Origin of the sequence: Yersinia sp. 2466 StPb PI, assembly GCF_041538325.1 — a bacterium.
In the GTDB taxonomy this organism is placed as follows: Bacteria; Pseudomonadota; Gammaproteobacteria; order Enterobacterales; family Enterobacteriaceae; genus Yersinia; species Yersinia enterocolitica_E.
Genome location: NZ_JAULSL010000001.1, coordinates 1,809,997 through 1,822,254, shown reverse-complemented (window position 1 = coordinate 1,822,254; position 12,258 = coordinate 1,809,997). Strand labels below are relative to the sequence as shown.

The following is a 12,258-nucleotide window of genomic DNA, read 5'->3' as shown; positions in this document are numbered from 1 at the left end:
CCCCACGGCCGGATTATCAAGGTGCCAATCATCCTGTGCTAAAAACTTTTCGCCTATAGCTTAAGTGGCTATTTGCCCGCAAACATCCTGTCACTAAGGAAATCGATAAATACCCGTAATTTAGGCGTGATATAACGCCCGGAAGGCCACACCACATGCAAGCTCACTGTGCGCTTTACATAACTATCCAGCAAGCTTCGTAATTTGCCTTCCGCCACTGCCTTTCCCATCGAAAAATCCGGTAAGCAGGCGATGCCCAATCCTCTTAAAGCAAAACACATTCTGGTTTCAATGTTGTTGCATACCATCGAGATTGGGATCCGCAAATCAGACTCATTAGGCAAGGGCCAGGTTTCCAATTTTCCGCTGTTAGGGAAACGATAATGCAGGCAGATATGATTCGCCAGTTCAACAGGGTGCATAGGCTCACCATGCTGCTCCAGATAGGCGGGCGATGCCACCAGTAGCATGGTGGACTGCCCCAACTTACGTGCTGACAAACGGGAATCAGTCAGTTCACCGGTGCGGACGACGGCATCAAATCCCTCTTCGACCACATCAACAATCCGATCACTGAAATCCAGATCTAGCTCAATGTCGGGGTATGCGAGCATAAAATCGGCCAATACGGGTAACAACAATGTGCTCACCAGTGGCAAACTGACCCGCAACCTGCCGCGCGGCTTATCGGTAAGTTGTAACAGCTCAAGCTCTGCGGCCTCTACCTCAGCAAGAATCCGCCGACTACGTTCAAGAAAAAGCGCACCTTCGGAAGTCAGTGCTATGCTGCGAGTGCTGCGGTGAAATAATCTCACGCCTAACCGCCCCTCGAGCCGTGCGATATTCTTACCAACCGCCGAAGCGGAAACACCCAATATACGCCCTGCCATCACAAAACTACGGGTCTCGGCCACTTGAACAAAAACACTCAGACTGCTTAGGCTATCCATCACGGCTCCGATTGCGGACATTTTTATCCTCTAATACTGGAAATCTACCCCACTTTTTCCTGATTGCGTAGTTATCTATTGTTAGATGGCCATCTATGGTTAAGTCTTCATTCAGATTAAGGAATTACTATGTCTGCGAGTTCGTTAGTGCCAATACAGCCAGTGCATCTGGCAGCCAGAATTAATACAGTGATTGATCAGGCGCTCACCGAACAGCGCTTGGTGGGTACCGTGGTCATGGTGGCGCTTAACGGCGAGACACATTTCAGCCGGGCAGCAGGATGGGCGGATCGCGAAACCGGACAACCGATGACCTCCAATACCCTGTTTCGTTTGGCATCCATCAGTAAGCCGATCGTTTCTACAGCAGCAATGGTATTAGTCGCACAGGGTAAGCTCGACCTTGATGGCGATATCCGGCGCTGGTTACCTGACTTTCAACCCCGGCTGGCAAATGAGGAATTACCAACCATTACGATACGCCAATTACTCAGCCATACCGCCGGTTTGAGCTATCGCTTTTGTGAAGCTGATGAGGATGGGCCCTATGCTCGCGCGGGGATCTCCGATGGCATGGATCGATCAGCAATCACACTCAACGAGAACTTACGTCGGTTAGCCGATGTGCCACTATATTATGCCCCAGGAACTGCATGGGCTTATTCATTGGCAATTGATGTATTAGGTGCAGTTATCGAGCAAGTTTGTGGTCGGCCATTAGATCAAGCAGTAAGGGCATTGGTCACCGAGCCACTACATATGCAGGACACGGATTTTTTCACCCATGATGTCAGTCGGCTAGCTACGCCTTATGTCAGTGATACACCTGCGCCACACCCCTTGCAGGAAGATGAACTTGTCGCCGCGTTCCCCGATACCATCGGTATTCGATTTTCCCCTGCCCGTGCACTCAATCGCCATGCTTTCCCTTCTGGCGGTGCGGGGATGATAGGCAGTGCCAACGACCTGTTGAGCTTGCTGGAAACGCTACGTCGGGGTGGCTCACCACTGCTTCCAGCGGCTTTAGTCGATGAGATGGGCCGAGACCAAATTCAGGGTCTTATCTTACCTGACTCTCCCGGTTTGGGCTTCGGGTTAGGCTTTTCGGTCTTGCGCGATCCACACGAGGCTGATTCACCTGAGTCCGTTGGTACATGGCGTTGGGGAGGTGCATATGGTCACTCATGGTTTGTTGATAGGATTCAAGGGATATCCGCAGTCGCATTAACTAATACCCTATACGAAGGTATGTCCGGGCAATTTGTCAACGATCTGCGGGACGCCATCTATGGCGTCGGGAAACAATAATGAAAGCAGCGCCCTTTCCTCTCTCGGCATTATTGGCTCTCGCGATGACGGGCTTTATTGCCATCATGACCGAGACATTACCAGCTGGATTATTGCCGCAGATCGGCCAAGGGTTGGGGGTTTCACAAGCATTGGCCGGCCAATTGGTGACACTCTATGCTCTGGGTTCGTTACTGGCTGCGATCCCCTTAATTACTTTGACCCGCAGTTGGGGGCGGCGTAAAGCCTTACTCAGCGCCATTGTCGGTTTTTTCATATTCAATACTTTAACCACTATTTCGCCTTGGTTCAGTTTAACCTTACTGGCCCGTTTTATGGCCGGTGCTGCCGCTGGACTGGCATGGGGGCTTATCGCAGGTTACGCACGACGTATGGTACAACCTCATCAACAAGGGCGCGCAATGGCGATCGCCATGACCGGCACCCCTATCGCCCTGGCACTAGGGGTACCATTGGGGGCATGGCTGGGTATGGTGCTCAGTTGGCGCAATGCATTTGCCATTATGTCGGGATTAACTTTGCTGCTGATTGTCTGGGTTATCGTGAAAATACCTGATTATCCAGGGCAATCGGCCAAACAGCAGCAACCGGTGCGCAAAGTGTTCACCACCCCTGGCGTACGCCCCATTTTGTCGGTTATTGTCCTTTGGATGCTGGCACATAATATTCTTTATACCTATATTGCCCCTTTTATCACCCCAGTCGGGTTGGAAAATCAGCTCGATAAAGTGCTGTTGGTATTTGGTGTCAGTGCGCTAGCGGGAACTTGCTTCACCGGATTAGTCGTGGATCGATGGTTACGTGGCGCGGTATTACTGAGTCTTGGTACCTTTATTCTGGCTGCATTGATATTGGCAATCGCCGGGGGATCCCCCTCCGCGATTTATGGCAGCATGTTGCTCTGGGGCCTCAGTTTTGGTGGCGCATCCACACTATTGCAAACCGCGTCGGCGGATGCCGCAGGACAAAATGCCGATGTGGCGCAGTCAATGATTGTGGTGGCTTGGAATTTAGCCATTGCAGGGGGCGGGATCATCGGTGGCCTGTTGTTACAAAGCGCCGGAGCAGTAAGTTTCCCGTGGACAGTGTTGGGGTTATTACTCCTTGGGTTGATTATTGTCTGGCAGGCTCAACAATACGGGTTCAAACCGGGTATTCGTAGTGCAATGCACGTTGAAAAATGCTGAGGTAATACATATAAAGACACCCGCTATTGCGGTGGGTGTTGTAAAATAATATTAATTGGCGTAGATGATTTTATCTGAATAGATAGCTTCAATTGCTTGTTTATGAATATTCTTCTTTTTATCGGTGACAATAATATCAATATCATTGATGTCACTTATTTTCATTAACCCACTTTGGCCAAATTTACTGGTGTCACATAAAATAACTTTCTGTCTGCCCATCGCCAACATTTTCTTGGCAATACGCCCTTCATCTAAATTTTTTACCATCACGCCAAAATCACTGTCTATTCCGCCAACTCCGACGAAAGTGAAATCAGTATGAATATCGTTCATTTGTTCAATGGTCTGAATGCCTAAGTTAGCCTTGTAGGTATGATTATATTCACCACCTAATACATGCACGACAGCCATATTATTTTTACTTTTAATTTGATCAGCAATTAATGATGAATTAGTAAAAACAGTAAACTTCACTAATGGTAAGAATGAAGCAAAAATAAGTGTGGTGGTACAAGAATCAATAAATAAAGTATCGTTTTCAGTCACCAACGATGCAGCATATTGACCAATTAGCATTTTTTCCTGGCGATTTAAATCCATTCGTTGGGCAAAACTGCCCTCTTGTATATTCTGAACTTTTATCGCACCGCCATGGACTTTAGTGACCTCACCGCTCTTTTCCAAATAGGAAAGATCCCGGCGGATGGTTTCAGACGTCACACCCAACTCTTCGGAAAGACCAATAACCGAAACCTCACCAAGACTATCCAGCTTTTCTAAAATAAACTGTTTACGTTTGATCTGATTCATAGGAATAGCGGCCCGAAACTGTGCGATACATAGTGTCATTCTACTGAATAATTTTATGAAACAAAAGGCGATTCAATCACACCGGCCAGAGTTGATTAATGGTAAAAGCGACCCTGTGTTGGTTATTATCCTGACTTACCCTATCCACACAAGATTTGACAAAATCACTGGCATTCCCCCATTGCCACACCCACAGCAGAAAACTGAAACATACTGATATCATTCTGCTGATCGCCAATACTGACCATGGCTTGAGCACTGATATTTAAGTGCTGAGATAAATAATGCAATCCTTACCCCTTACTGATGCCATGTTTCATTATTTCATAATAATGATTGCTGGTTTTACTGAGTGAGTAACGTGCCATCAAGATCAAGTGCTAATAACTTATACATACGTTGACTCCAATAAAAAAGGGAGAATATATTATTGCTAATATACTCTCCCTCCTTGCTCACATTATACTATCAGTGGGTAATAAAGCGCGATACCACATCCTTTGCCGCGTTGCAGACAACATTATCAATGGCGGTGCCCACCACCAGAATATTTACACCGGTATCTTTAAATGCTTTGGCATTTTCCAGATTGATCCCCCCTTCTGCTAATGTTGGTACCGAAACCGCACCGACCAACGCCAGAAGCCGCTGTTTGATAGCATCAGGAATATCACCCGCACTGACACCTTCGTAGCTCATGCCAGTCATTAAACCAATCATATCAACACCCAGTGCTTCCATCGTTTTAGCCACTTGCGCAACATCAGCGGGGGTTTCAGCGGCAATACCGAAGGTATGCAAGTCACTCGGATGACCAATATAAGCATCCACCGTCAGACCATATTTATGGGCTAAATCCACCAGTTCCTTTAAATCTTCAAAACTGGACTTATGGGTATGTAAACCATCAGCCCCTGATTGAGCTATCAATAAAATATCTTGTTCTGTCACGGGTGTAGGTACAGTTTCAGTAAAGCCCCCGGCGATGCCGACGGTAATAAAAATATCGTCAGCCACCACATTACGCACCCCCCGCACGGCTTGTGCCATTTGGCCGATGGTTATCTCATGACGAATACGCTCCGCAGCATGCATATTCGTCACGCCATTATGGCCGCGAGCCAGTGCCAACGCCGGGTGATTAGGTTCCAATAATTTAACACCTGAATCGCATACTGCTTTCGCTAAGCGAGCATCATCTCCGGTTATTCCAGTACTGAGAATAGTTTGACCGCCATGTAATGAAATTGCATTTCGTACTTTATCCATAGCGACGGAACGTTTCTTACTCATATCAGCGTTGAACATATTTACCTCTACTTGATTTATATAAAACGGCTTTTTTAATTGTTAACTCTTAGCCCGAGATCCCTGGTGTTGGTGATTCGGGTACTGCTTTTTTAATTGCGACAAACTTGTTGGCTAATAGGGTGATTACACAGGTCAACACCAGTGTTACCGCCATGACTATCGCCATATAAAAAGCGTTATTCGACAAGAATGGGGAGGCGAATGCAGGTACATATGCCACGCCTTTAATATTTAATAATCCCAGCAACATGCCGCCAACGCCGGCGGAGAATATTGCACCAGCAAAGACGACTTTATTAGAAAACATGAACGGGTAAGCAGATTCGACGAACGTCCCAAAACCGAGGTTAATTAACAACCCTGGGGCAGCTACTGCGGCTTCACTTTTCTCGCGCGGAGCAATCACGTTTGCCAGATTAATACCGGCTGCCACCATCACCAGCCCGACCATATCGACCGCGCCGAGGAAGCTGACACCGGACTTTTCCATTTCCAGTAATACCAGTGGCAATATAACTGCGTGATAAACTCCACCCAGAATAGCTGGCCAAATAACCAGACCGGCCAGTAATCCGGCTAAAATCGGGCTAAAAGCCAGAGTGGCTTCGATAGCCAATTTGATATAGTCACCAGCGGCTAATGCCAATGGGCTAAGCAGGTAATACATCACTAAACCGGAGAATAAACCGGACAAACCACCCGCTACGATATTGATGGTGGTCATTGGGAATTGCCATCTCAGACAGAGCCCGAACAGGTAACGCACCATAATACCGGCGCCGATCCCTCCCAAAATACCGCCGATTAAGCCACCTTCTACCGACAGCACCCCGGCGACAACCCCCGCCACAATCGAGACTTCATCTAGCTCAGAAACCTGTTTAGCCGCAATAACCGCGACAATAACCGGCAACCCCTTCAACAGCAGTTCAAAAATGGCATTGAGTGATTGCAACCCTGGGATATGGCTTAGCGCCAATACAATAGCCATGGCGATAAAACCAGGCAGAGCTGGGATCATGATGCTACGGATATTGATTCTTTTTAGCAGGCTCTTGTCACTGCCCGGCATGTTGGCCTCGCTACTGCCCAGCACTGGGGTATATTTTATCTGCCAGTGTTTGCATAGCGAGGCGGTAAAAGAGATAGCCCGTGTGCGGCTATTGGTTCCAGTTGTGCCAGAGGTGGCAATCACATTGGCACCTTTGGAGGTGATAATTGCCATCGAGGTGCCGCCAGTGCCCACAATAGGGATTTTCTTTTCTATCGCCGCCAAAATAGCGTCTTTATTACTGCGATCAGGGTCGGCACTCATGATAATGATGCCATCAATATCACCGGCTCGAATTTGTGCCGCAATGGCCGCATCCGATGATTTTACCGCGTCATTCACCTCGGAGAGTTTCCCCTGGAAGCTAATCCGTGGTTTATCCCCTTCTTCCGCGATTATTGAATAAACGGCGGCGGCGGTGGTCGGCTTTGCCACATCCATCGACTCTTCCGCTGCAATAAATTGCACCGCACTGACACCTAACCCAGCAGAGTGGAGTTGGGTATAGATTTCTTGTAGAAGTCTTTCGGGGTAGGCACCACCGAGATTGAACAGATTTCCCCCGCTGCTTCCGAGTATTGCTACATTTTTCATGTCGGGCCTCAAAAGATAAGAAATATTAGAAAGTGTTATTATGTTTTTAACTGCAATTCACCATCACAGAAATAATAATTCAAAGCAACATTAAACAACATAAAACCATCCATTAACCCCACTAACACAACAGTGATTAATACCAATAATTTAATTAAAAAATCATATAATCAAACTAATATTCCATTAAATTAAGATAATTAGAAATTAAAAATCACAAATTGGCATTTTGTTGTTTTATTTTGTTTTGTTGTTTTCGTGATGAAGGTCAAATTATTGCCATTGGCTATTTCTGGCGAAGAAAGAAATGTGGAGAAAATGATAGAAGATGTGCGAGAGTTAAAATTGTGAGTAGAGGGAAGTATCGCGGGTCGTTAAATAGCACAGTGCCATAACGGTTTTAGGCAAGGGTGATCAGTCGGCCCGTTCCTGCTCATATGAGCAGGCAGGAAAAGGCCGTAGGTATCATGGTGGTTACGCGTTTATCGCTTTCTTTGAATCCAGAGCGCTATGGATGGCGGCTTCCAATTCGTTGACTTCGAATTTTGCCACATAAGCATCTGCCCCCACTTTGCGGACATGGTCTTCATTGGCACTACCCGATAATGACGAATGGATTATCACCGGAATATTTTTCAAGAACTCATCGCGTTTTATATTCAGCGTCAAGGTAAAACCATCCATCTCCGGCATTTCTAAATCGGTTAACACAAAGGCGATTTTATCCGAGATAGGTACCCCTTCGGCCCGCGCTTCATCGGCCATCTTCTTGATCTTATTCCACGCTTCCAGACCAGTGATATGCATCACGGCAGGGATATTCATCATCTTCAGACCCTGTTCAAGCATCGAACGCGCCACCTTAGAATCTTCAGCCACAATCGCGACTGAGCCGGGCTTAAGTTCAAATGCCTTGGTCTTCTCACTGTCGATTTGAACATTGCGATTAGCAGGAATAATGTCATATAGAATCTGTTCAACATCCAGCACCAGTGCCAATCGGTTGCTCGTAGGATCGTTATCCAAGCGCGCGATACTGGTAATATTGCGGCTCTTAACACCCGCGTCGGCAGCCAGTACCTGGCTCCATTCAAGGCGCACGATATCGTCAACGGATTCCACGGCAAAAGCCTGTGTACTCCGGGCGTACTCAGTCACCAGCAGAATATTTAGTCCAGTTTTTGGCACGCAACCGACGATAGACGGGAGGTCAATCACCGGAATGATTTCTCCGCGAATATTCGCAATACCCATCATCGGAGATGCCATACCCGCGGCTTTGGTCAGCGTAGGCATGGGTACAATTTCGCGCAGTTTGAACACGTTGATACCGAATAACTCGGATTTCTCTTCTTCTTGAGATACCCCCAGTCGGAACAACAAAAGTTCAAATCGGTTTGATGAGGTGAGATTTGTTCTCTCTTCAATCTCTTTTTGAAAATTATCCATACTTTCCCCAATGCAAATAATTGTTGATGTGCAATAACAAGGCGATATCAGCCATTCGGAAAATAAGGAATAACATTCTGCTCAGCGGCAACTAATGCTTCACCCTTTCATTCGGGAACAGGAAAATACAGCACGCACGGTGCCCTCTCGTCCCACGTCTGTCCATTGCCTTTTCTCATTCTCACCATGGTGGAACTTATAGTGTTATCGGCACGTGGGAGAAAATGCTTAATAATTCGACTTAAGAGAAAAACGCGGCACCGAACACTGCCTGACGTCGCCGCTGCACATCACTTAACGACCATCTGCGTCCACTGGGAAATGCGATAAAAGTCGCCATGCGCTGGCCCGCAAACGGGCGCAAATGAACTTTAGTGGTCAGGCTGTGGGCCGATAGCGCCATAGCCAACGGCCAGAGGACATTCGCCGATAAAACAGCACACCACGCACTATCCAGTCGAGGAACATGCCCATCCACACGCCAATGACGCCAAATCCTAGCGTCACACCCAGAATGTAACCGGCGATAATCCGGCAACCCCACATCCCGGCCAGTGCCACCCACATCGTGTAACTGGCATCCTTCGCCCCTTTTAGGCCGGATGGTAACACCCAAGAGGCGGCCCAAATCGGCATAAACAGTGCATTTATCCAGATGAGGTGTTTAACGACAGTAATGACGCCCGGCTCGTTGGTATACAACGAAGCCAAAAAACCTGCGCTGGGGATCGATAATAGCGCGATAAAACACACCCCAACCGTCGATAACCAGAAGATATGCTTGAGTTGGCGGATCGGTTGCAAGATCTGCCCTTTCCCTAACCGCGTGCCGATAATAATCGTCGAGGTATAGCCCAACGCGTTGCCCGGCAAGTTAATCAGCCCAACAATTGAGAATGCGATGAAATTACCGGCGATCACTTCGGTCCCCATCCCCGCCACAAAACGCTGAGTAATCAGCTTACCAATGCTAAACATCACTGATTCAACACTCGCGGGAATACCAATACTCAACACCTCAAACATAATCGCCGAGGTAAACGGCATAAAATATGCTTTGAACGGGATGCGCAGAGTGTGATTGGCACCAAAAATTAGCATTAGCACCACCACCAACGCGCCGATATAGCGAGAAAGCGTGATACCGATACCGGCACCAATAAAGCCTAAGCCCTGCCAGCTAAATAGGCCGTAAATCAATATGCTACTGATAGCAATATTGAGAATGTTCATCATAATATTGATGACCATGGGTAATCGGGTATTACCGGCTCCGCGCAGTGCACCACAACCCACCAAGGTGATGGCCATTGCGGGATAATTCCAGACGGTCAGATGCAGATAGGTCAGCGCCATCGCCTTAACGGAGGGATCGGCTTGACTGGCCATCAGATTAATAATCGTCTCACCGGTAAAATGCACCAGTAACACCAAAAATAATGAGATGAGCACCAGTAGAGAGATCGATTGACGCGCTGCCGTTTGTGCTTGTTTGCGTTTACGCTGACCAAGACTAAATGACACCACAACCGATGTTCCCAGCGCAACAGAGGCAAAAAAAGCCACAATCAACATATTGAAGCTATCCGCCAGCCCCACCGCCGCCATGGCCTCTTTACCCAACCAACTCACCAGCAGTGTGCTAAACACCCCCATCAGCAGCACACAAAGCCCTTCAATAAACAGTGGGATAGCCAGTGGCGTTATCTCACGCCAAAACAGTACCCGATAGGATTTTCGCTTTTTATACCACGCGCTTGCGTGAAAGATTTTCAACTTAACAGTCCCTGGAATCACGTCCATTTGCATACATCAACGCTTTCCACCACTATGGTGAAACATCCCGATGCGCTGATTTACAATGGTGATTACCCGCGTTAAATTTTAACGTTTTGTCCGCGGTAAAAAATCCTTGCAGATCTCATAATAGAACATGCGATAAATTTTAGTGAAACATCATTTCACCAAAGTGGTGATGAAATACTTATGCAATGAAACATACATAAATATGCAAAATGTCTTTGACTAGAATAGGGGTTTTGCGATATCAATGTAGGCATTGAAACCTTTGCCAGACAGACCTAATTCATACAGGATTTAATTGATGACAACTATTCTCAAACACCTTCCTATTAATCAGCGTGTTGGTATTGCTTTTTCTGGTGGCCTGGACACCAGCGCAGCACTGTTATGGATGCAGAAAAAGGGTGCAATTCCTTATGCATATACCGCCAATTTGGGTCAGCCTGACGAAGAAGATTACGATGCAATTCCGCGTAAGGCAATGGAGTATGGCGCAGAGAAAGCCCGTCTGGTTGATTGCCGCAAACAACTGGTTGCTGAGGGTATCGCAGCCATTCAATGTGGTGCATTCCATAACACCACCGCCGGTGTGACCTACTTTAACACCACCCCGCTGGGCCGTGCTGTCACCGGTACCATGCTGGTTGCCGCGATGAAAGAAGATGGTGTCAATATCTGGGGTGATGGTAGTACCTATAAAGGTAACGATATCGAGCGTTTCTATCGTTATGGTTTGTTGACCAATGCTGAGTTGAAAATTTACAAACCGTGGCTGGATACTGATTTCATTGATGAATTGGGCGGCCGTCATGAAATGTCCGAGTTTATGATTCAGTCCGGTTTCGACTATAAAATGTCGACGGAGAAAGCCTATTCCACTGACTCCAATATGCTTGGAGCCACTCACGAAGCCAAAGACTTGGAATTCCTTAATTCCAGCGTCAAAATCGTTAACCCGATTATGGGCGTGAAGTTCTGGGATGAAAACGTGGTAGTGAAAGCGGAAGAAGTCTCTATCCGTTTTGAACGTGGGTATCCGGTTGCTCTAAATGGCGTAGTGTTTGACGACAGTGTTGAGCTGATGATGGAAGCCAACCGTATTGGTGGCCGTCATGGTTTGGGGATGAGCGACCAAATTGAGAACCGTATTATCGAAGCCAAGAGCCGTGGCATTTATGAAGCCCCAGGGATGGCGTTGTTGCATATCGCATATGAGCGCCTGCTGACCGGTATTCATAACGAAGATACTATCGAGCAATATCATGCCAATGGCCGGGTGTTGGGCCGTCTGCTGTATCAAGGCCGTTGGTTTGATCCACAAGCATTGATGCTGCGCGATTCTGCACAACGTTGGGTTGCGAGCGAGATTACCGGTGAAGTGACACTGGAACTGCGTCGTGGCAATGACTATTCGATTCTCAATACTGTATCTGACAATCTGACCTACAAACCAGAGCGGCTGACCATGGAGAAAGGGGATTCCGTATTCTCACCTGATGATCGTATCGGTCAGTTGACTATGCGTAATCTGGATATCACCGACACCCGTGAGAAGCTGTTTAACTATGTTGAAACCGGTTTATTGTCCTCTTCAGCAACCACTGGGCTGCCACAAGTTGATAATAACAACTTAGGTGCACGCGGTATTCAGAACAAGAGTAAGTAATTATTCTCTTGAACTAAAATTGACAGTGAGTAGCAATCAGACCAAATATCGGCACTAGATCGCGCTTGCGTTACGTTGCTAACAAAGCCCTGCTGGAAAGGCCGCTTACCTGACCAGCACAAAAAA

9 protein-coding genes and 1 pseudogene are annotated in these 12,258 nt (G+C 47.3%); 3 read left to right on the top strand and 7 right to left on the bottom strand.

The features are described from left to right. Window positions 1–68: 68 nt before the first annotated feature. Complete coding sequence (locus Q2T72_RS08235; RefSeq protein WP_083159244.1) at window positions 69–950, bottom strand: LysR family transcriptional regulator; 882 nt, start codon at window positions 948–950, stop codon at window positions 69–71. A gap of 129 nt (window positions 951–1,079) precedes the next feature. Here Q2T72_RS08235 and Q2T72_RS08230 point away from each other — a divergent pair, with 129 nt between their 5' ends. Further along, window positions 1,080–2,258, top strand: a complete 1,179-nt coding sequence (locus Q2T72_RS08230; RefSeq protein WP_083159245.1) for a serine hydrolase — start codon at window positions 1,080–1,082, stop codon at window positions 2,256–2,258. Further along, the gene (locus Q2T72_RS08225) at window positions 2,258–3,445 is read left to right on the top strand and encodes an MFS transporter (RefSeq protein ID WP_372568939.1); all 1,188 of its coding nucleotides are present in this window, start codon (window positions 2,258–2,260) and stop codon (window positions 3,443–3,445) included. Before Q2T72_RS08230 ends, Q2T72_RS08225 begins: the two co-directional genes overlap by 1 nt. 51 nt (window positions 3,446–3,496) lie before the next feature. Here the strand turns inward: Q2T72_RS08225 and Q2T72_RS08220 are convergent, their stop codons facing one another. The 6 genes and pseudogenes from Q2T72_RS08220 to Q2T72_RS08195 all read right to left on the bottom strand — a co-directional run bounded on the left by Q2T72_RS08220 (window position 3,497) and on the right by Q2T72_RS08195 (window position 10,439). Then, window positions 3,497–4,258 carry a DeoR/GlpR family DNA-binding transcription regulator gene (locus Q2T72_RS08220; protein ID WP_083163745.1) on the bottom strand — a complete coding sequence of 254 codons (762 nt, stop codon included), beginning with the start codon at window positions 4,256–4,258 and terminating at the stop codon, window positions 3,497–3,499. A gap of 76 nt (window positions 4,259–4,334) precedes the next feature. Further along, a pseudogene (locus Q2T72_RS08215) lies at window positions 4,335–4,620 on the bottom strand (HAD hydrolase family protein); the annotation flags it as partial. Between the two features lie 106 nt (window positions 4,621–4,726). Next, window positions 4,727–5,566, bottom strand: coding sequence for a histidine biosynthesis protein (locus Q2T72_RS08210; RefSeq protein ID WP_372558512.1), 840 nt, complete (start codon window positions 5,564–5,566; stop codon window positions 4,727–4,729). 49 nt (window positions 5,567–5,615) lie between these two features. Then, a complete protein-coding gene (locus tag Q2T72_RS08205) occupies window positions 5,616–7,214 on the bottom strand; it encodes a PTS sugar transporter (RefSeq protein WP_083159248.1) in 1,599 nt (532 codons plus the stop codon). A gap of 474 nt (window positions 7,215–7,688) precedes the next feature. Further along, window positions 7,689–8,663 carry a chemotaxis protein gene (locus Q2T72_RS08200; RefSeq protein ID WP_083159249.1) on the bottom strand — a complete coding sequence of 325 codons (975 nt, stop codon included), beginning with the start codon at window positions 8,661–8,663 and terminating at the stop codon, window positions 7,689–7,691. Between the two features lie 378 nt (window positions 8,664–9,041). Beyond that, complete coding sequence (locus Q2T72_RS08195) at window positions 9,042–10,439, bottom strand: EmmdR/YeeO family multidrug/toxin efflux MATE transporter (RefSeq protein ID WP_083163747.1); 1,398 nt, start codon at window positions 10,437–10,439, stop codon at window positions 9,042–9,044. A gap of 328 nt (window positions 10,440–10,767) precedes the next feature. Here Q2T72_RS08195 and argG point away from each other — a divergent pair, with 328 nt between their 5' ends. Next, window positions 10,768–12,132, top strand: coding sequence for an argininosuccinate synthase (gene argG / locus Q2T72_RS08190; protein WP_083159250.1), 1,365 nt, complete (start codon window positions 10,768–10,770; stop codon window positions 12,130–12,132). Window positions 12,133–12,258 lie beyond the last annotated feature (126 nt).

Excerpts from the sequence above, each read along its gene's own strand:
- Q2T72_RS08220 (WP_083163745.1), bottom strand. The coding sequence starts at position 4,258 with ATGAATCAGATCAAACGTAAACAGTTTATTTTAGAAAAGCTGGATAGT.
- Q2T72_RS08210 (WP_372558512.1), bottom strand. The coding sequence starts at position 5,566 with ATGTTCAACGCTGATATGAGTAAGAAACGTTCCGTCGCTATGGATAAA.
- argG (WP_083159250.1), top strand. The coding sequence starts at position 10,768 with ATGACAACTATTCTCAAACACCTTCCTATTAATCAGCGTGTTGGTATT.
- Q2T72_RS08200 (WP_083159249.1), bottom strand. The coding sequence starts at position 8,663 with ATGGATAATTTTCAAAAAGAGATTGAAGAGAGAACAAATCTCACCTCA.
- Q2T72_RS08235 (WP_083159244.1), bottom strand. The coding sequence starts at position 950 with ATGGATAGCCTAAGCAGTCTGAGTGTTTTTGTTCAAGTGGCCGAGACC.
- Q2T72_RS08225 (WP_372568939.1), top strand. The coding sequence starts at position 2,258 with ATGAAAGCAGCGCCCTTTCCTCTCTCGGCATTATTGGCTCTCGCGATG.
- Q2T72_RS08230 (WP_083159245.1), top strand. The coding sequence starts at position 1,080 with ATGTCTGCGAGTTCGTTAGTGCCAATACAGCCAGTGCATCTGGCAGCC.
- Q2T72_RS08205 (WP_083159248.1), bottom strand. The coding sequence starts at position 7,214 with ATGAAAAATGTAGCAATACTCGGAAGCAGCGGGGGAAATCTGTTCAAT.